This is a genomic window from Bacillus sp. sid0103 (assembly GCF_019219025.1).
Genome location: NZ_JAHUWN010000001.1, coordinates 165,496 through 184,627 on the forward strand (window position 1 = coordinate 165,496; position 19,132 = coordinate 184,627).

Here is a 19,132-nt window from a genome sequence, read left to right on the forward strand (position 1 = left end):
ACCACATGATTTATCAGCGTTAATTTCATTTTATCAGCGAATCTGCGTTTCCACGAAGTGGCTGCTCCATTCAGAAGGGTCTTTACTCCATAAAAGGAGACTTTTCTGATCCTCTTCAGTAACTATACCCTTAGAAATTGCTACTTCTATTAATGTTTCAAAATCAGTCAGTGATTTACTTTTAATCTCGTTTTCCTGAAGCAGTTCTTTTCCCTTTTCAAGGCCATATGTAAAAATGGAAACCACACCAAGCACGTCACAGCCAGCTTCCCTTAATGCTTGAACAGCCGTAATCACACTGCCTCCAGTAGAAATCAAATCTTCGACTACGACTACCTTTTGGCCTGCCTCAGCTTTTCCTTCAATCTGATTCCCTTTACCGTGTCCTTTTGCTTTCGAACGAACGTAGCACATAGGAAGCTCCATTAGGTCGCTGACCCATGCGGCATGAGGGATACCTGCCGTGGCAGTTCCTGCAATGACCTCCGTTCCAGGGAAATTTTCTTGAATCAGCTGCTGCAGCCCAGCAGCAATTGCTTTTCTTACCTCAGGGTATGAAAGAGTTAGGCGATTATCACAATAGATTGGGGAACGAAGTCCTGATGCCCATGTAAACGGATCCTCGGGCTTCAAGGCAACCGCGTTGATTTCTAGTAATTTTTCTGCAATTAATTTTTTCATTGTTTTACTCCCTTCCATGCTTCCATCCATTGTTGATAACTTGTTAGCGGGTCTTGTGAACGGGTAATCGAGCGGCCTACGACAATTGCACTTACCCCCATTGTCCGTGCTGATTCAGGAGTTGTGACCCGTTTTTGGTCTCCTACCTGATCAGATGCCATCCTAATACCGGGGCATACCGTCAGAAATGATTGTCCGGCCTTTTCTTTTATCAAAGCTGCTTCCCATGCAGAGCAAACAACTCCATCTAAGCCTGCTTGTTTTGTAATAGAGGCATAATGAAGCACCGATTCCTTTAAGGAGACCGGTATAAGTTGTTCTTTTTGCATTTGTTCCTCAGACGTACTTGTTAATTGCGTTACTGCGATACAGTTAGGTCGTTTCCGTCCTGCAGGGGTACCTGCTTCAAGACCTTCCAGTGCCGCTTGCATCATATCAATTCCACCGGCAGCATGAACATTAACTAAATCACACTCTAAGCGGGCAAGACCCTTCATTGCACTTTTCACTGTGTTTGGAATGTCATGCAGCTTTAAATCCAGGAAAATACGGTGACCTTGTTCTTTTAGCTGATGAATAATCGCGGGGCCTTCCTGGTAGAACAATTCCATCCCTACTTTTACAAAAAGCTCTTTGCCAGCAAACGGCTTAAGAAATTGATTAACTTCGTTTATGCCGGGAAAATCAAGCGCGATGATAAGCGAGTTGTCCATGTTCCTTCCAGCTCCTTCCTGTACATTCACTGATGTGTTCAAATCCTAATTTTTCAAGCAGTTCAGGCAGTTCCTCAATGATAGTCGGACAGACAAACGGGTCAACGAAATTGGCAGTTCCGACTGCAACAGCACTCGCCCCTGCATAAAAATACTCGATCACGTCTTGAGCCGTCTCAACACCGCCCATTCCGATAATTGGAATTTCAACCGCCTGGCTGACTTCGTAAATCATCCGAATCGCCACTGGCTTTATTGCTGGGCCAGACAATCCACCGGTTCGATTGGCAAGAATCGGTTTGCCTGTTTTTAAATCAAGTCTCATCCCAATAAGGGTATTAATCATGGTCAACCCATCCGCACCACCGGCTTCTACGGCCTTGGCCATTTCTACAATGTTAGTAACATTGGGCGACAGCTTCACATATACAGGTACCTCTGATACCTCTTTAACCTTACGGGTTAATTGTTTCGCTGTTTCCGGAATGGTTCCAAAAGCAATCCCGCCTGTTTTTACGTTAGGGCAGGAGATATTCAGTTCAAGTGCATGAACATTTGGGGCCTTAGAAATTTGACGGGCTACCTCCACGTAATCCTCTTCAAGCGAGCCGGCCACATTTGCAATAATTGGTACATCGTACTGAGATAAAAAAGGAAGCTCTTCGCCAAGGACCTTTTCTAGTCCAGGATTTTGCAGGCCAATCGCATTTAACATGCCTGCAGAGGTTTCTGCGACACGTGGTGTTGCATTTCCGAACCTTGGTTCTACTGTTGTAGCTTTAATCATAATCGCGCCAAGTACACTCAGATCATAGAACTGACTGTATTCTCTGCCGAACCCAAAGCAGCCGGATGCAGGCATGATTGGGTTTTTTAAGTTTAAGCCTGGTAATTCAATGTTTAATCGACTCATATCAATACCTCCCCGGCTCGAAATACAGGACCATCACTGCAGACCTTTTTATAAGAAACTCCTGTTGGATCATCCTTCTTTTTACATACACAAGCAAAGCAGGCACCGATGCCGCAGCCCATCCGCTCTTCAAGCGATAAGAATACTTTTTTATCTTGATAATTCTGCTCAATTGCTCTTAACATCGGAGTTGGTCCGCATGTATAGATACAATCAAATTGCAATTCTTTCATCACATCCGTCACAAAGCCCTTTCTACCAAAAGAACCATCAACAGTCGCTACATAGGTTTCCCCATTTTTCAAAAACTCCTCTTCGTAAAAGACAGCTGATGCAGTCTGAAAGCCAAGCACATGGATGACTTTAACACCTTTTGCGACTAACTGATTTGATAATTCATATAATGGAGGAACGCCAATTCCGCCGCCGACAAGTAAGGCAGTATCTCCTGTGCTGACTTCCTCAACAGGAAAACCATTACCTAATGGACCAAGGATGTCGACATTCATCCCTGGTCGTAATTCTGACAGCATGGAGGTTCCTTTCCCTTCCTTGCGGTAAATCATTGTCAAACTATTTTGTTCGATGTCAAATGAAGATATACTAATCGGTCTGCGCAACAATGGATCTAGACCATTTGAAACTTTAAGGTGCACAAACTGCCCGGGAGCATTTATCTGGCTGACCAAATCTCCATGAATAGTGAGCTCAAAGATATCTGAAGCAATTTCTTTTTGGCTGAGTACTTTGCATAACTCTTTTTGGATCATGCAAACACGGCCTCCTTTTTCATCGCTGTCATTGGTTCTGCTGAAAAGTTCATTGATTCAATTACTTTTAAGATCGCATCAGCCGTGTCTAGTGAAGTTAAGCATGGGACTCCATTTTCAACAGCTTCCCGGCGAATTCTAAACCCGTCACGTTCAGGCTGTTTCCCTTTTGTTAATGTATTGATAATGAACTGTGCCTCACCATGATGAATGACATCTAATAAAGTTTTTCCTTCTGAACCAATTTTGCCGACAACCTTCACTCTTAGGCCTGCTTCTTCTAATATAGCCGCTGTTCCGCTTGTTGCCATTAAACGATAGCCGTTTGCAGAGAAACGTTTCGCAAGTTTTAAGGCTTCCTGCTTATCCTTATCTGCTACCGTAAACAATACGGTACCGAACTGCTGAATTTTCATACCTGAAGCAACTAAGCCTTTGTATAGGGCTTTTTCGAGTGTAACATCCTTACCCATTACTTCTCCTGTCGACTTCATTTCAGGTCCGAGCGTAATATCGACACTCTTCAATTTAGCAAAGGAGAAAACCGGAACTTTAACGTATACTCCTTCTTTCTCAGTAACTAGTCCTGGGATGAAGCCTTGGTCGAGAATCGATACCCCAAGGATCGCTTTCGTTGCGATTTTTGCCATTGGGATATTCGTAATTTTACTTAAGAATGGAACGGTACGGCTTGATCTTGGGTTTACCTCTAGTACATAAACATGATCTCCCGCGAGCACATATTGAATGTTTAGTAGTCCAATAATATTTAGGCCCTTCGCTAATTTCTCGGTGTACTCAACAAGTGTTTGTTTTACTTTTTCACTAAGAGTTTGCGGAGGATAAACTGCAATTGAGTCACCTGAATGAACCCCTGCTCGTTCGATATGTTCCATAATACCCGGGATTAAAACATTAGTGCCGTCACAAATAGCATCAACTTCAATTTCTTTTCCTGTTAAGTAACGGTCAATCAAGACTGGATGCTCTGGATTCACTTTTACAGCGTTTTTCATATAGTGAAGAAGTTCTTCTTCATGGTAGACAATTTCCATAGCTCTTCCACCAAGCACATAAGAAGGACGGACAAGGACTGGATAACCTATTTCTTCGGCGATAACAAGAGCTTGTTCCACTGACATGGCTGTTTTCCCTAATGGCTGTGGAATGTTTAACTTTTCTAGCGCCTGTTCAAATTTATCACGATTTTCAGCACGGTCTAGGTCTTCTAAGCTTGTTCCGAGAATTTTCACGCCGTTTTCTTCAAGTTTTGCAGCCAAGTTGATCGCAGTTTGTCCGCCAAACTGAACGACTACCCCCATTGGTTTCTCTAAATTAATAATACTCATAACATCTTCGATCGTCAGTGGTTCGAAGTAAAGCTTGTCGGAAATACTGAAGTCGGTAGATACTGTTTCAGGATTGTTGTTAATGATAATCGCTTCATAGCCTGCTTCTTTAATGGCTTTTACAGAGTGTACGGTCGCATAATCAAATTCAATTCCCTGGCCGATTCGAATTGGGCCAGACCCTAGTACAATGACACTATTTTTCTCTGTCACAATTGACTCGTTTTCGTCTTCATATGTGCCATAGTAGTATGGTGTTGCCGATTCAAATTCGGCTGCACAAGTATCAACCATTTTATAAACTGGGATAATACCGAGATTTTTTCTTGTATTATAAATTTCTTTTTCGGATGTATTCCAAAGCTGGGCGATTTTTTTATCAGTAAAGCCTTTTTGTTTTGCCTCTAGCAGGATTTCAGTATCAAAAGGGTGGGCTGCAAGAATTGATTCCAGTTCAATAATACCTTCCATCTTCTTTAAGAAGAATAAGTCTATTTTGCTCCATTGATGAATTGTCTCTATGGTTAATCCACGTTTTAACCCTTCTGCGATGTAAAAGAGGCGTTCGTCCCCTGCTTTGCGAATCCGTTTTTCGAGTAATTCATCATCGATTTCTGCAGCGTCGTTTAATTCGAAATGATAAACCCCTGCCTCAAGTGATCGGATCGCTTTCAATAAGGATTCTTCAAATGTACGGCCAATCGCCATAATCTCTCCCGTTGCTTTCATTTGCGTTCCAAGTGAACGGTTACCCGATTCAAACTTGTCAAACGGCCATCTCGGGATTTTGGTTACGATATAATCTAGCGCCGGTTCAAAGCTTGCATACGTTTTTCCTGTAACAGGGTTTAACATTTCATCAAGTGTTAAACCGACTGCAATCTTAGCAGCAAGCTTAGCAATTGGATAACCGGTTGCTTTGGACGCTAGTGCTGAAGAACGGCTAACACGTGGATTTACTTCAATAATATAGTAATTAAAGCTATCTGGATCTAGAGCAAGCTGAACATTACAGCCACCTTCAATTCCTAAGGCACGGATTATCTTTAACGAAACATTTCGAAGCAGCTGGTATTCACGATCGCTTAATGTCTGACTTGGAGCAACGACGATGGAATCTCCGGTATGGACCCCGACCGGATCGATGTTTTCCATATTACAAACAACAATCGCATTGTCATTTCTATCTCGCATTACTTCGTATTCAATTTCCTTGAAGCCAGCGATACTTTTTTCTAGCAGACATTGATTCACTGGGCTGTGCTTTAATCCGCTTGTGACAATTTCCTCTAGTTCCTCGTCGTTATGACAGATACCGCCTCCTGTTCCTCCTAATGTAAACGCTGGTCGAACAATCACAGGGAAACCAATTTTTTCAACGAATGCTTTTGCTTCAGCTAATTCATGGATTATTTCGCTATCGGGTACTGGTTCGTTTAATTCATTCATAAGGCTGCGGAAAAGGTCGCGGTCCTCTGCTTGGTTAATCGCTGAAAGTTTCGTACCAAGAATTTCTACTTCGCATTCAGCTAAAACGCCTGATTTTGTTAGTTCGACAGCCAGGTTAAGACCGGTTTGTCCGCCAAGAGTCGCGAGAAGCGCATCTGGACGTTCTTTGCGAATGATTCTGCTGACGAATTCTACAGTCAAGGGCTCGATATAAACGGCATCTGCCATCTCTGTATCTGTCATGATGGTGGCAGGATTGGAGTTAACTAGAATAACACGGTAGCCTTCTTCTTTAAGAGCGATACATGCTTGGGCACCGGCATAGTCAAATTCTGCAGCCTGCCCGATGACAATTGGTCCTGAACCGATTACTAAAATGGAGTTGATATCTGTACGTTTAGGCATTTGCTGTAACCTCCTGTTTGTTCTTTTCCATCAAGTCAATAAATTGATTAAATAGGCCGTTTGCATCTTCTGGTCCTGGGGATGCTTCGGGATGGTATTGAACTGTAAATGCTGGATAATCTAGATGTTTTAATCCTTCGACTGTTCCGTCATTTACTGCGATGTGAGTAATTTCTAATCTTGTATTCTTAATAGAGTCTTCTTCTACTGTATAGCCGTGATTTTGCGAGGTAATCGCTATTTTTCCTGTTGATAGGTCTTTGACAGGATGGTTTGAACCGCGATGACCGAATTTCATTTTTTCCGTATTAGCGCCGCACGCTAGTGCAAACAACTGATGGCCTAAGCAAATTCCGAATAATGGTACTCTGCCTAATACTCCTTTTAACATATCAATCGCTTCTGGTACATCCTTTGGATCCCCAGGTCCATTTGAAAGCATGATTCCGTCTGGACGCAACTGAAGGATTTCATCTGCAGTTGTGTGATATGGGACGACCACAATATCACAATCCCGCTGGTTGAGTTCTCGCAGGATTCCGTGCTTCATTCCAAAATCAACGAGGACTACTCTTTTGCCGCGTCCTGGACTTGGATAGGCATTTTTAGTGGAAACTTGTTTTACTTGATTTGTTGGAAGCGGTGCTTTACGTAATTGGGCTAAAACCTCATTCGCATCCTTTTCAATGCTGCAGATAGCCCCTTTCAATGTTCCGTATTGACGGATAATCCGAGTCAATTTACGTGTATCGATCCCTGCAATTCCTGGGATTTTTTTCATATCAAAATATTCGTCTAAAGTGTATTCGTTTCTCCAGTTAGAAGGGAAGTCCGCTGCTTCCTTTACAATCAATCCCTTTATTGCAGGATTGATTGATTCGAAATCATCTCGGTTGATTCCGTAATTCCCGATCAATGGATAGGTAAGGGTTACAATTTGTCCGCAGTAGGATGGGTCAGAAATGATTTCCTGGTAACCGGTCATCCCTGTATTAAAAACGACTTCACCAATTGTTTCCGTATCACTGCCAAAGCCTTTACCGATAAAAATGGTTCCATCTTCTAAAATTAGCTGTTTTTTCATGCTAATACACATCCTTTTTCCCAAGCAATTTCTCCTCTAGCGATTGTCATCTCAGGCCATCCCTTACATTTCCAACCGCCAAATGGTGTATTTTTTCCTTTTGATAAGAATTCTTCTGTGTTAATTGCACGTTCTTCCTCTAAGTTCAACAGTACTAAGTCTGCCGGTGCCCCCACTTCGATTTTCCCGTATGGCAGCGAAAATGCTTCGGCTGGTTTGACTGTTAAATACTCAATTAATTGTTCGAGTGTGATGATATTCTTTAAAACGAAGTGTGTATATAGTAACGGGAACGCTGTTTCCAGCCCAACAATACCGAACGGTGCAAGCATCATTCCCTCAAGTTTCTCATCTGCCGTGTGTGGTGCATGATCGGTTGCAATGAAATCAATTGTGCCGTCTAGAAGTCCTTCTATTAAAGCTTTACGGTCTTCTTCATCACGAAGCGGCGGATTCATTTTGAAGTTTGCATCAAGACCTGGAATATCATCTTGTGATAACAATAAGTGGTGTGGAGTAACCTCTGCCGTTACCTTGATACCTGCTTTTTTGGCCTCTCTAACCACCCGAACAGATTCCTTTGTGCTGATATGGCAGACATGATAATGACAGTCTGCAGCTTCCGCTAACAGGACATCTCTGGCAATTTGAACGGATTCACAGACTGATGGGATCCCATTCAATCCATGTTCCTTCGCAAATGATCCATCATGGACGGAGCCATTATTGATTAACGTGTTTTCTTCACAGTGAGCGACAATCGCCATATCAAGTGCGGCTGCTTTACGCATCGCTTCAAGCATCATCGCAGCTGACTGCACGCCGACCCCGTCATCCGAAAAGGCAAATGCACCCAGAGCTTTCAGTCCTTCAAAATCTGTTAACTCTTGACCTAACTGGCGGATTGTAATCGAAGCATATGGCAGAACCCTAACCTTCGCCGTATCCTTTATCCGCTTTTGTAAGTCCTCCATATTGTTAATGGTGTCAGGCACCGGTCTTGTGTTTGGCATGTTGGCAATGGTGGTAAATCCGCCTCTTGCTGCTGCTGCTGTTCCGGTTGCAATGGTTTCCTTTTTTTCTCCGCCTGGTTCACGAAGGTGTACATGCAGGTCGATAAATCCTGGTGCCACTAATTTTCCTTGTGCGTCTATTGTGCGATCGACGTCCGCATTAATTTGAGTATCGATTTTGGTAATAATCCCATCTTTTATTAATATATCGGCTTGTTTCGTTTCACCGTTAGATGCTGTGTAGCATGCGTTCTGAATAAGTAGTTTCATATTGATTTCCTCCTTCAAGACTTTCAATTGATCTTTTGATTGCCGCCATTCTGACGTATACACCATTTTCCATTTGCTTGAATATCCTTGATCGCTTGCACTCGACAAGACTATCAGCTATTTCTACATTTCTATTAACAGGTGCAGGATGCATGATAATACTGTCCTGCTTCATCATCTTTTCTCTTTCTAGTGTAAGACCATATTGTTTGTGATATTCATTTGCCGTAAAGCTGCTTTTTTGTTGATGCCGTTCATGCTGTACTCGAAGTAACATGACTACATCGGCTTCTTGGATCGCCAAATCAATTGGCCTATACCTTGATATATCTGTACTCCTAGTATCGAACCACTCTTTTGGTCCCGAAAAAATCACTTCTGCTCCCAGCCTTGTTAGAACATCTGCATTGGAACGTGCTACCCGGCTATGACGAATGTCGCCGATAATGGCAATTTTTAAGCCTGTGAATTGTCCAAACTCTTGCTGGATTGTCAATAGATCAAGAAGTGATTGCGTCGGATGATGTCCGCATCCATCCCCTCCATTTATGATTGGAATGTTTACCTTACCGACCAATTCATCAAAATAGCGATCTTGTTCGTGACGAATGACAATGGAGTTGACACCTATTGATTCTAATGTTTTTACCGTATCGTAAAGTGTTTCGCCTTTTTGGACACTTGAAGTAAGTACTTCAAAAGGGATTACTTCTAATCCTAATCTCCTTTGGGCCACTTCAAAGCTGCTCTTTGTTCTTGTGCTCGGTTCAAAAAATAGATTGGCAGTAAACATTTGCCTATCCGGAGACCATTTCATTCCGTTTTTAAAGTTATGAGCATCTGTTAAGATTTGATTAATCTCATTCACCTTTAATTCGTTCGTGGTTAGTAAATGACTTAACATCAATCATCCCGCCTCTCTCATTTTGAATAAAAAACACCCTGACCGTAAAGTTCAGGGTGTAGGTATGACAACATAATCCATGAGTCAAAATCATGGTATTAAGCATACACCCTTTTAAACCTCTCTGGATTTATTTAAAGAGTTGAAACTAAATTATGCAGTTTTCCGCTTATCTGAGGATTCAATCTCCTCAAGCATATTTTCATTCGCTGGTTCTCTTCCAGAAAGAATAAGGTTTAACAAGACCCCGCAAATTGCTGCTAGTGCCATCCCTTGAATTTGTAGTGATTCTGATACCTTTATGACAGCTCCACCGATGCCAACCACCAAGATGACAGATGAAATGACAAGGTTACGTTTGTTACCAAAATCAATTTTGCTATCCACTAGCATACGTAAACCAGAGGAAGCGATAATTCCGAAAAGAAGGATCGAAACTCCACCCATAACCGGAGTTGGAATGGTTCCGATTAAGGCCGTTATTTTTCCAATAAACCCAAAGATGATAGCGAAGACAGCTGCACCAGCAATGACATACACACTATAAATTCGAGTAATCGCAAGGACACCGATGTTTTCCCCATAAGTTGTTTTTGGCGGGCCTCCGATCAAAGCGGAAATCATTGTTGCTGTTCCATCCCCAAGGATTGAGCGGTGTAAGCCTGGTTCTTTTATATAATCTCGGCCGACTACCTTACTTAGCACCAACTGGTGTCCGATGTGCTCTGATAGTGTTACAATTGCAACTGGTACCATTAACAGCACTAAATCCCATGTAAATTTTACTTTATAGCTTACAAACGGAATGATGAATTCCGGCATTTCAAACCACTTAGCATCTAAAACTGGTTTAAAATCAACGACCCCTACCGCTAATGCGTAGATATAACCGACAATAATCCCTGCTAAGATAGGTATCATACTTAACATTTTTTTAGCGTAAATCGAAAAGATAATCGTAGCTATTAACGTTACAAGGGCTACAGAGAAATGAAGTATGCTGTATTTTCCACTCGCAGGATTATTCATCGCCATATTCACGGCAGTTCCTGAAAGGGCTAATCCGATAACAATAATAACTGGTCCGACAACAATTGGCGGGAGAAGATTCATAATCCAGCGATGACCTGCCTTGCTGATGATTAGTGCAACAAGTCCGTATACAAGTCCTGCGAGGAAAGTACCCACCATTGCGCCACCAGGTCCCCCCGCTGCTTTAGCGGCAATCACAGGTGCGATAAAAGCAAAGGATGAGCCTAAATAGGCTGGAACTTGGAATTTAGTTATTAAAAGAAACGCTAATGTTCCAAGTCCACTTGATATAAGTGCAATCGCCGGGCTTAATCCAACAAGGTAAGGTACCAAAATTGTGGCTCCAAACATGGCGAATAAGTGCTGCAAGCTTAATGTTATCCATTGAAAGGGTTTAGGAATCTCTTTTACGTCTAGGATAGGTTTATTGTTCACTGTGAATTCCCCCATTTTTCTATATTGCTTTTCTTTAGTATCTTATTTTTTTCATAAAAAAACCTCTTTGTCCGTAAGGGTACAAAGAGGGTATGGACATGCCTAAATAGATATTCTTTCGGCATATTCCCCTTTGTCAGCCTCACAGGACTACTTTTAAAAGGGTTGCTATTTATTTTTCAAAAATACTTACTTGATCCAACTGATCCACTTCAGCTAGTTCAACGACTATTTTTTCTTCACTTGAAGTTGGAATATTTTTTCCTACGTAGTCTGCTCTGACAGGAAGTTCCCGGTGCCCTCTGTCTACTAAGACCGCAAGTTGAATGACTGCAGGTCTACCTAAATCCATTAAAGCATCGAGTCCGGCTCTTACCGTTCTACCTGTATATAACACATCATCAACTAAGATCACTTTTTTATTATTTATTCCCACAGGGATATCCGAACCTTTTACAAGTGGTTCTTGATTCTCGGTTTTCTTGGTTAAATCGTCACGATAGAGGGTAATATCCAACTCACCTACTGCTATTGATTTCCCTTCGATCTCTTTAACTTTTGCGGCAAGTCTTTCTGCAAGAAAAATGCCTCTCGTCCGGATACCAACAAGGACACAGTCATCGATCCCTTTGTTTTTCTCAATAATTTGGTGGGCGATTCTTGTCAGTGCCCTTCCAATTGCCTGCTCATCAAGGACAACAGCTTTTTGGTTCATATTACACCTTCTTCTTTTGTATAAATAAAAAACCTCTCACCCAATGTTTGGCGAGAGGTTAACTAGTCAATTAACAGATAAGAGCATAATTTGCCCATTATCATAACCGTTTCCTTCTCAGCCTCACGGGACTGTTTTAAAGGCTTATTCAACTAAAATTATCTTACTGTAAATAACCGGCCATGTCAACGATTATTTCGAAGCTGGGTAAGTACTGCCTCGATATCTTCTGGAAGTGGCGCTTCAAATTCCAAGTATTCGTTTGTTCTTGGATGGTTAAATCCAAGCACACCCGCATGTAATGCTTGTCCGTCAATATCCAGTGTTTTTTTCGGTCCATATTTTGGATCTCCTGCTAGCGGGTAGCCAATGTATTTCATATGAACACGAATTTGATGTGTTCTGCCTGTTTCTAATTGACATTCAACAAAGGTAAAATCCTTAAAACGTTCAATAACATGAAAATGAGTAACAGCGTGTTTTCCATGGTCAACGACGGTCATGCTTTGCCGGTCTTTTGTATCCCGGCCTAGTGGAGCATCAACTGTTCCAAAGTCATGAGGAATGACACCATGGACAATTGCTTTATATTTGCGAGTAACTGTTTTAGCAACTAACTGATTAACCAGACTCTCATGAGCCAAATCATTTTTAGCCACCATTAAAAGTCCGGACGTATCCTTATCAATCCGATGAACAATCCCAGGTCTTAACACACCATTGATCCCTGATAAATCCTTACAGTGGAACATTAATCCATTGACAAGTGTCCCCGACATATGGCCAGGTGCAGGATGAACGACCATCCCGCTTGGTTTATTTACAACCAAAACATCACTGTCTTCATAGTAAATGTCTAAATTGAGGTCTTCTGGGACCACATCCAATTCTTCAGGATCTGGAATTGTAATTTCGATTTGATCGTTCAAATTACATTTATAATTCGTTTTAATCCGTTGTCCGTTCACAGTTATATTGCCTTCTTTAATCCATTGCTGTACCTGTGTTCTTGACCATTCTTCATCAAGGCTGGAGATCACTTTATCGATCCGATCCCCTTTTTGCTCCTCAAGAATGGTGTGTTCCATTTTCTCCATATGATTTCTCCTTTGTCTCTCTCTCTTCTAGCAGCATTTGAATCATTAACAGGATGACACCGATCACTAAAGCTGAATCGGCGATATTAAAGACAGGGAAATTATAGCCAAAAACATACGTATGAATGAAATCAACCACTTCCTTGCGAATAACACGGTCAATAAAGTTTCCGATGGCGCCTCCAAGCATAAATGCTAAGGATACCCCAAGCATCCTTTTACCTTTAACAGCTTTGTACAGATAAAACATTATTGCGGCGATAACAATAATCGTAATTACATAAAAGAGCCACATTTGTCCTTGTAAGATTCCCCATGCAGCTCCACGATTGCGATGTGAAGTAATATAGAAAATATTATCAATGACCGGAATACTTTCTCCCAAATACATGTTGCTTACAATTAGCCATTTCGTAATTTGATCTAATAAAATAACAAAAAGAGCGATTAAGTAATAAAACACTAAGAAATACCTCCACATCAACCTAGACTAATTAAGATCTAGACGCTTTCGCTTATCATACTTCTTAAGCATTTTAGCATACTTTATCGCTAAACGAAAATGGAACATGCCGAAAAAGATTAGTAAATCGGTTTTTTGTAATAATTCATTAAATATTCCGAATCTTTAACAGTCTTTAGGGTAGGAATCATGTTTAATAATTCGTTAGGTAGTAATTCACCTGAAATCTCACATTGTCCAAAATTCCCATTATTTAGCTTTTGAATAGCTGTATTAACATCTGATAGTTCTTCTTCTAAAATTGCAGTAAACCAAGTTGGCTTCTGTTTGTTCTTTAAGGAAATTTCAATTTCATCTTTCGTATGACGGAGTTCCAAAAACAGCTGTTCCTGCGTTGCATTCATAGTTGTTACCTCCGTGTTTCATTTGTCTTATTATTTCCGCCGACCATCAACTGACACGGAAAAACATTTGACAACAACTACAACAATTAACGGAGAAGGAAAAAATTAAAAGCCCTATGCCATTGCATAGGGCTTCGATTATTAATTATGGGTATAGTTAGCCTTCACTACCTCCGCACAACGTGGGCAAAGTGTTGGGTGTTCTGGATCTTGACCTACTTCTGGTGTAACAATCCAGCAACGCTCACATGTTTCTCCCTCAGCTTTCGTTACTACGATGGCTGCAGTTTCTAACTTAACTGCATTTTCAGGTGCTTCCTCGTAGGTTCCTGCCACTTCAAAGCCAGAAATAATGAAGAGTTGTTTCATATTTTCTTCAATCGAATCTAATAACGTTCTTGACTTTTCATTAACATAAAGCGTTACTTTGGCTGTTAACGACTTTCCAATCACTTTTTGATTACGTGCTTCCTCAAGTGCCTTTAATACATCATCTCGAAGATTCATGAATTTAGTCCACTTTTCCTCTAAGGCTTTGGCATTCTCTAGTTCTTGATACTCAGGGAAGTCTGTTAACTGAACACTTTCTTCTGATACTGATGGGATGAAGTTCCACACTTCATCTGCAGTGTGTGAAAGGATTGGCGAAACCAACTTAGTTAACGCAAGAAGCGATTCATACAACACAGTCTGGATTGCACGGCGCTCATGATTATCCGCTGCCTCAATATATAGGACATCTTTTGCAAAATCCAAATAGAATGAACTTAAATCAAGCGTACAGAAATTATTAATAGCATGATAAATGCCAGCAAATTCATAATTCTCATAGGCATTACGAACATTTTTTATCAATTTATTTAACTTTACAAGCATGAATTGATCGACTTCTCGAAGATCTTCATAAGCCACTTTATCTGCTGGAGTAAAGTCAGCTAAATTCCCTAACAAGAAACGGAAGGTGTTGCGAATTTTCCTGTAAACTTCAGCAACCTGCTTCAAAATAGCATCTGATACACGTACATCTGCTTGATAATCAACAGAGGCTACCCAGAGACGTAAAATATCGGCACCTAATTGATTCATTACTTTTGCAGGAACCACTACATTTCCAATTGATTTACTCATTTTTCTGCCTTCTCCGTCAAGAGCAAAGCCGTGGCTTAATACTCCTTTGTATGGAGCCTCACCTGTAACGGCCACAGCAGTGGATAAAGATGAGTTAAACCAGCCGCGATACTGGTCAGAGCCTTCAAGATAAAGGTCGGCAGGTCGGACTAAATCATCTCTTTCAAGGAGAACAGCTTGATGGGAAGAACCTGAATCAAACCATACATCCATGATGTCTGTTTCCTTTGTAAAAATACCGTTCGGACTTCCTGGGTGAGTAAATCCTTCAGGAAGTAATTCTTTTGCTTCGCGTTCAAACCAAACGTTTGAACCACATTCGCGGAATAAGTCTGAAACATGATTAATCGTTTCATCTGTAATGATTTCTTGACCATTTTCTGCGTAGAAAACAGGAATTGGTACACCCCATACACGTTGACGAGAAATACACCAGTCTCCTCGGTCACGAACCATGTTAAATAACCGTGTTTCCCCCCAAGCTGGAATCCATTTTGTTTCCTTCACTGCATCTAGTAATTCGTTACGGAAATCTTTAATGGATGCAAACCACTGTGCTGTCGCTCGGAAGATTACCGGTTTCTTTGTTCTCCAGTCGTGTGGATATGAGTGTGTAATAAACGAAAGTTTGAGCAATGCACCAGCTTCTTCTAATGCTTGTGAGATTGGTTTATTTGCCGTATCGTAAAATAATCCTTCAAAACCAGGTGCTTCACTTGTCATTACGCCTTTATCATCGACAGGGCATAGGACATCTAAACCATATTTTTGACCCACATAAAAGTCATCTTCCCCGTGACCAGGTGCTGTATGAACACAGCCTGTTCCGGCATCAGTAGTTACATGTTCCCCTAACATCACCAATGAATCACGGCCATATAGCGGATGTACGGCTAAAATATTATCTAATTCATTTCCTTTTACCTTTTTATCCACCGTTACTTCTTCCCAGCCAATTTCCTTCGAAACAGATTCAAGGAGCGCTTCAGCTACGAGATATTTGTTATTATTGACCGAAACTACTACATATGTTAGATCAGGATGAACAGAAATACCTAAGTTGGCTGGAATGGTCCATGGTGTTGTTGTCCAGATAATAATTTGTGTATCTGTATCCAGGACGCCTTTACCATCCTTCACCTTAAAGCCAACATAAATAGATGCAGACTTTTTGTCCTGGTATTCAATCTCTGCTTCTGCAAGTGCTGATTCACTTGATGGTGACCAATAAACAGGCTTAAGACCCTTATAAATATAACCTTTCTTAGCCATTTCACCAAAGACTTTAATTTGTTGTGCCTCATAAGCCGGATTTAGTGTAATATATGGATTTTCCCAGTCACCACGGACACCAAGACGTTTAAATTGTTCACGTTGATTATCAATCTGTTCGAGCGCGTATTTTGTACAAAGTTGACGGAATTCTGCTACCGTCATTTCTTTGCGCTTCACTCCTTTATTCGTTAACGCTTGTTCAATCGGAAGACCATGTGTATCCCAGCCTGGTACGTATGGGGCATGATAGCCGCTCATTGATTTAAAACGGACAATCATATCTTTTAAAATTTTATTAAGGGCATGCCCCATATGGATATCACCATTAGCATAGGGAGGACCATCATGTAATACAAACATCGGACGTCCTTTGGTCCGTTCCTGAACTTTTTTGTAAATATTCAACTCTTCCCATTTTGCCTGAATCTCAGGCTCTCTTTGTGGAAGATTACCACGCATCGGAAATTCAGTTTGTGGCATCAATAACGTATTTTTATACTCCATTTTTTCTTCCTCCTGTAATCCTCTTCATATAACAGAATAGCCAATAGACAAATAAAAAAACCCTCTCATCCCAAAATAGGGACGAGAAGGTTTTATTCCCGCGGTACCACCCTGATAAATAGTTCGAAACACTCGATCTATCCTCTTTAACATTCGTAACGTGAATAACACGCCTAAGTCTACTATCCTTACTAGAGGGTTTCGACTGCGGAACTCAAGGGTGATTTTCCAATTTTTTAACCTTACCAGGCTTCCACCGCCCCCGGCTCGCTAAAAAAGTCCTCAAAAAATTGTACTGTCCCTATCATCGTCATTGATCATTCTTTATAACTGTTAAGAAATTATATGCTAAAAAAACGCTTTTCGTCAAGCTAATGAATCTTCTTCTTGATGAACTTTTAGTTCTGTTGCGTCAACCTCATATTCTAATAAGTGATCCCAATCATCAGTATTCAGCATATCGAGCTGGGCTTCGATCAACATTTTAAACCGTGTGCGGAAAACTTTTGACTGCTTTTTTAAATCCTCGATTTCAAGAGCAATCTTCCTTGCTTTTGAAAGTGATTCATTAACGATCCGATCAGCATTTTTCTCTGCTTCCTTTATAATCAACTTTGCTTCCTTTTGGGCATTCCGTTTAACATCTTCACCCGCTTCTTGCGCAATGATGATTGATTTATTCAAGGTTTCTTCAATCGTAACAAAGTGGCCAAGACGCTCATTCATATCATTCATGCGTTCTTCTAATTCTTTTTTCTCTCTTAGGACTAATTCATAATCCTTAATCACTTGATCGAGAAACTCGTTTACTTCATCTTCATCATACCCTCTAAAACCTTTATTAAATTCTTTATTATGAATATCCAACGGTGTTAACGGCATTAATGCCACCTCCATACAATCTCAAATTCTATATGTATAAGCAAATATTCGACATCATTCTTCGAAATTCCTTCTTTGCCTGTGTAGTTATTTTTGTTTTCCGACATTTATTCGCCATTTTTCTTTTTTCGTTTTCCCTTCAATGGCGAGAATTTTGGCTCTTCCACTGCCTCTTACAGAAATCATATCACCGACACCGCATTCAAATGATGGGTTTTCGATTAATGTCCAATTTACTTTCACGAGTCTTTGTTGAATAAAAAGCTGTGATTTCTGCCGAGACAGATGATAAATTCCTGAAATAACGGTATCAAGCCGGAGTGAAGATACCGTTAAATCATTTTCAGCCAATATTTCACTGGTAGGCAGCGCATTGTCTATATCCGTTTCCGATAATTTTACCCCTGCCCTGCCAATGGTTTCTACATTACTTAAAATATAGTCACTAATTTCCTCGGCAGCAAAAAATTGGCATCTCCCATTTTTAACTAGGATATCTCCAAATTTCCCACGTTTCACCCCTAAAGACATCAATGTTCCTAAAACCTGTCGATGTTCGATTGTAACGAACTTCGCAGGATAATGGATGTCAAAAAGACTAATTTGAAATTCATTATCATCAATGGATGGCAGATAGTCTGGAAAAATCATGGCTCTTTTTCGTTCAACATCAGGGCTGCCGCCAAAAAGTTTATATTTTACTTCACCATGTTCACCAATTATCATTTTTAGAATATGCTGTTCCCTTGGATCAAGAAAATCTGTTAATTTAGGAGTATAGTGTGTCTCAACATAATTCTTCCAATTTAACACCTGATCAATATATTCTCGTTCTTCTGGACGAAAGTGCTGATAAATGTTCATTTTTAAAAAACACAACCTAGTTCAAATTCTTAAGCAAGCCATCGATATACACTGCCTAGCCCATTGCTAGCAAAGTTTAAAACAAGAAATGCAACAATTGGAGAAATGTCCATCATACCGATAGGTGGAATGATTTTTCTAAATGGTTCTAAGTATGGTTCACAAATTTTCGCGAGAAAATGACCGATGGATGACTCTCTGGCATTCGGGAACCATGACATTAAAATATAAATAATTAATGCCCACGAATAAATTTGAATTAATTGTTGTAGTAAACTAAAAACAAATGACATTTACATTACCACCTTGTCGTTTGATTTTCAAAGTCAGGAATAAGCTCCGATATATTTCCTGACACCTCAACATTATCAGGTGTACATAAAAATATACTGAATCCAATCTTTTGAATGTCTCCACCAATAGCATAAACAGCTCCACTTAGAAAATCGACAATTTGTCTTCCCTGGTCACTATCAATTCGCTGCAAGTTCACTACAACTGCACGGCGATTTTTTAAATGATCAGCAATATCAGTTGATTCAGAATAAGATCGTGGTTCAACTAAAATTACCTTTGATGACTTTGTAGAAACAGTAGCTTTTTGCACACTTTGCAAGCTAACCACGTTTTGGTTTTTTACAACTTGTTGTGGCTGTTGTTGTTGTTTTTGTTTTACAGGTAGTCGTTCTGCTGTTTCTGTAAAATCTTCGTTGCTATCATCATATTCATCATCCAAAAAGAAAAATGTTTTTAATTTCGATTTAATCGTCATTATTTTCTCT

Annotated in this window: 18 protein-coding genes and 1 other annotated feature; all 18 genes read right to left on the reverse strand. The window is 40.5% G+C overall.

Annotation, left to right across the window (positions count from 1 at the left end):
- Positions 1-33: 33 nt before the first annotated feature.
- The 18 genes from pyrE to KW850_RS00845 all read right to left on the reverse strand — a co-directional run bounded on the left by pyrE (position 34) and on the right by KW850_RS00845 (position 19,122).
- Positions 34-681: an orotate phosphoribosyltransferase gene (gene pyrE, locus KW850_RS00760; RefSeq protein ID WP_218345674.1), complete on the reverse strand. Its 648-nt coding sequence runs from the start codon at positions 679-681 to the stop codon at positions 34-36.
- Complete coding sequence (pyrF, locus tag KW850_RS00765) at positions 678-1,394, reverse strand: orotidine-5'-phosphate decarboxylase (RefSeq protein ID WP_218345675.1); 717 nt, start codon at positions 1,392-1,394, stop codon at positions 678-680. The genes pyrE and pyrF overlap by 4 nt, the downstream gene beginning before the upstream one ends.
- Positions 1,366-2,307, reverse strand: coding sequence for a dihydroorotate dehydrogenase (locus KW850_RS00770; protein WP_218345676.1), 942 nt, complete (start codon positions 2,305-2,307; stop codon positions 1,366-1,368). Before KW850_RS00770 ends, pyrF begins: the two co-directional genes overlap by 29 nt.
- Complete coding sequence (locus KW850_RS00775) at positions 2,304-3,077, reverse strand: dihydroorotate dehydrogenase electron transfer subunit (RefSeq protein WP_218345677.1); 774 nt, start codon at positions 3,075-3,077, stop codon at positions 2,304-2,306. Before KW850_RS00775 ends, KW850_RS00770 begins: the two co-directional genes overlap by 4 nt.
- Positions 3,074-6,280 (reverse strand): carbamoyl-phosphate synthase large subunit, encoded by a 3,207-nt coding sequence (gene carB / locus KW850_RS00780; protein ID WP_218345678.1) that lies wholly within the window; start codon positions 6,278-6,280, stop codon positions 3,074-3,076. Before carB ends, KW850_RS00775 begins: the two co-directional genes overlap by 4 nt.
- Positions 6,273-7,364 (reverse strand): carbamoyl phosphate synthase small subunit, encoded by a 1,092-nt coding sequence (locus KW850_RS00785; RefSeq protein ID WP_218345679.1) that lies wholly within the window; start codon positions 7,362-7,364, stop codon positions 6,273-6,275. Before KW850_RS00785 ends, carB begins: the two co-directional genes overlap by 8 nt.
- Positions 7,361-8,647, reverse strand: coding sequence for a dihydroorotase (locus KW850_RS00790; protein WP_218345680.1), 1,287 nt, complete (start codon positions 8,645-8,647; stop codon positions 7,361-7,363). Before KW850_RS00790 ends, KW850_RS00785 begins: the two co-directional genes overlap by 4 nt.
- On the reverse strand, positions 8,607-9,551 hold the full coding sequence (locus KW850_RS00795; RefSeq protein ID WP_218345681.1) for an aspartate carbamoyltransferase catalytic subunit: 945 nt from the start codon (positions 9,549-9,551) through the stop codon (positions 8,607-8,609). Before KW850_RS00795 ends, KW850_RS00790 begins: the two co-directional genes overlap by 41 nt.
- Before the next feature lie 153 nt (positions 9,552-9,704).
- Positions 9,705-11,033: a solute carrier family 23 protein gene (locus KW850_RS00800; RefSeq protein ID WP_256358005.1), complete on the reverse strand. Its 1,329-nt coding sequence runs from the start codon at positions 11,031-11,033 to the stop codon at positions 9,705-9,707.
- Positions 11,034-11,190: 157 nt separating this feature from the next.
- A complete protein-coding gene (gene pyrR / locus KW850_RS00805; RefSeq protein ID WP_218345683.1) occupies positions 11,191-11,733 on the reverse strand; it encodes a bifunctional pyr operon transcriptional regulator/uracil phosphoribosyltransferase PyrR in 543 nt (180 codons plus the stop codon).
- Between the two features lie 185 nt (positions 11,734-11,918).
- Positions 11,919-12,830 (reverse strand): RluA family pseudouridine synthase, encoded by a 912-nt coding sequence (locus KW850_RS00810; protein ID WP_218345684.1) that lies wholly within the window; start codon positions 12,828-12,830, stop codon positions 11,919-11,921.
- On the reverse strand, positions 12,802-13,293 hold the full coding sequence (gene lspA, locus KW850_RS00815) for a signal peptidase II (RefSeq protein ID WP_218345685.1): 492 nt from the start codon (positions 13,291-13,293) through the stop codon (positions 12,802-12,804). Before lspA ends, KW850_RS00810 begins: the two co-directional genes overlap by 29 nt.
- A gap of 119 nt (positions 13,294-13,412) precedes the next feature.
- Entirely contained in the window at positions 13,413-13,697 is a 285-nt protein-coding gene (locus KW850_RS00820; RefSeq protein ID WP_218345686.1) for a hypothetical protein, read from the reverse strand.
- A 141-nt stretch (positions 13,698-13,838) separates the two neighbouring features.
- On the reverse strand, positions 13,839-16,604 hold the full coding sequence (gene ileS / locus KW850_RS00825) for an isoleucine--tRNA ligase (protein ID WP_218345687.1): 2,766 nt from the start codon (positions 16,602-16,604) through the stop codon (positions 13,839-13,841).
- A 74-nt stretch (positions 16,605-16,678) separates the two neighbouring features.
- Positions 16,679-16,921 (reverse strand) — a binding site (T-box leader).
- 49 nt (positions 16,922-16,970) lie between these two features.
- On the reverse strand, positions 16,971-17,486 hold the full coding sequence (locus tag KW850_RS00830; protein WP_218345688.1) for a DivIVA domain-containing protein: 516 nt from the start codon (positions 17,484-17,486) through the stop codon (positions 16,971-16,973).
- Between the two features lie 87 nt (positions 17,487-17,573).
- Positions 17,574-18,350 carry a YlmH family RNA-binding protein gene (locus tag KW850_RS00835; protein ID WP_218345689.1) on the reverse strand — a complete coding sequence of 259 codons (777 nt, stop codon included), beginning with the start codon at positions 18,348-18,350 and terminating at the stop codon, positions 17,574-17,576.
- A 29-nt stretch (positions 18,351-18,379) separates the two neighbouring features.
- Positions 18,380-18,643: a YggT family protein gene (locus tag KW850_RS00840; RefSeq protein ID WP_218345690.1), complete on the reverse strand. Its 264-nt coding sequence runs from the start codon at positions 18,641-18,643 to the stop codon at positions 18,380-18,382.
- Between the two features lie 5 nt (positions 18,644-18,648).
- Positions 18,649-19,122, reverse strand: coding sequence for a cell division protein SepF (locus KW850_RS00845; RefSeq protein WP_218345691.1), 474 nt, complete (start codon positions 19,120-19,122; stop codon positions 18,649-18,651).
- Positions 19,123-19,132: the final 10 nt, after the last annotated feature.

Bases quoted from the DNA above. Each gene is read 5' to 3' on its own strand.
- KW850_RS00810 (WP_218345684.1), bottom strand. From the start codon at position 12,830: ATGGAGAAAATGGAACACACCATTCTTGAGGAGCAAAAAGGGGATCGG.
- KW850_RS00790 (WP_218345680.1), bottom strand. From the start codon at position 8,647: ATGAAACTACTTATTCAGAACGCATGCTACACAGCATCTAACGGTGAA.
- KW850_RS00840 (WP_218345690.1), bottom strand. From the start codon at position 18,643: ATGTCATTTGTTTTTAGTTTACTACAACAATTAATTCAAATTTATTCG.
- ileS (WP_218345687.1), bottom strand. From the start codon at position 16,604: ATGGAGTATAAAAATACGTTATTGATGCCACAAACTGAATTTCCGATG.
- KW850_RS00770 (WP_218345676.1), bottom strand. From the start codon at position 2,307: ATGAGTCGATTAAACATTGAATTACCAGGCTTAAACTTAAAAAACCCA.
- pyrF (WP_218345675.1), bottom strand. From the start codon at position 1,394: ATGGACAACTCGCTTATCATCGCGCTTGATTTTCCCGGCATAAACGAA.
- pyrR (WP_218345683.1), bottom strand. From the start codon at position 11,733: ATGAACCAAAAAGCTGTTGTCCTTGATGAGCAGGCAATTGGAAGGGCA.
- KW850_RS00830 (WP_218345688.1), bottom strand. From the start codon at position 17,486: ATGCCGTTAACACCGTTGGATATTCATAATAAAGAATTTAATAAAGGT.
- KW850_RS00775 (WP_218345677.1), bottom strand. From the start codon at position 3,077: ATGATCCAAAAAGAGTTATGCAAAGTACTCAGCCAAAAAGAAATTGCT.
- KW850_RS00835 (WP_218345689.1), bottom strand. From the start codon at position 18,350: ATGAACATTTATCAGCACTTTCGTCCAGAAGAACGAGAATATATTGAT.
- KW850_RS00800 (WP_256358005.1), bottom strand. From the start codon at position 11,033: ATGGGGGAATTCACAGTGAACAATAAACCTATCCTAGACGTAAAAGAG.
- carB (WP_218345678.1), bottom strand. From the start codon at position 6,280: ATGCCTAAACGTACAGATATCAACTCCATTTTAGTAATCGGTTCAGGA.
- KW850_RS00785 (WP_218345679.1), bottom strand. From the start codon at position 7,364: ATGAAAAAACAGCTAATTTTAGAAGATGGAACCATTTTTATCGGTAAA.
- pyrE (WP_218345674.1), bottom strand. From the start codon at position 681: ATGAAAAAATTAATTGCAGAAAAATTACTAGAAATCAACGCGGTTGCC.
- KW850_RS00845 (WP_218345691.1), bottom strand. From the start codon at position 19,122: ATGACGATTAAATCGAAATTAAAAACATTTTTCTTTTTGGATGATGAA.
- KW850_RS00820 (WP_218345686.1), bottom strand. From the start codon at position 13,697: ATGAATGCAACGCAGGAACAGCTGTTTTTGGAACTCCGTCATACGAAA.
- KW850_RS00795 (WP_218345681.1), bottom strand. From the start codon at position 9,551: ATGTTAAGTCATTTACTAACCACGAACGAATTAAAGGTGAATGAGATT.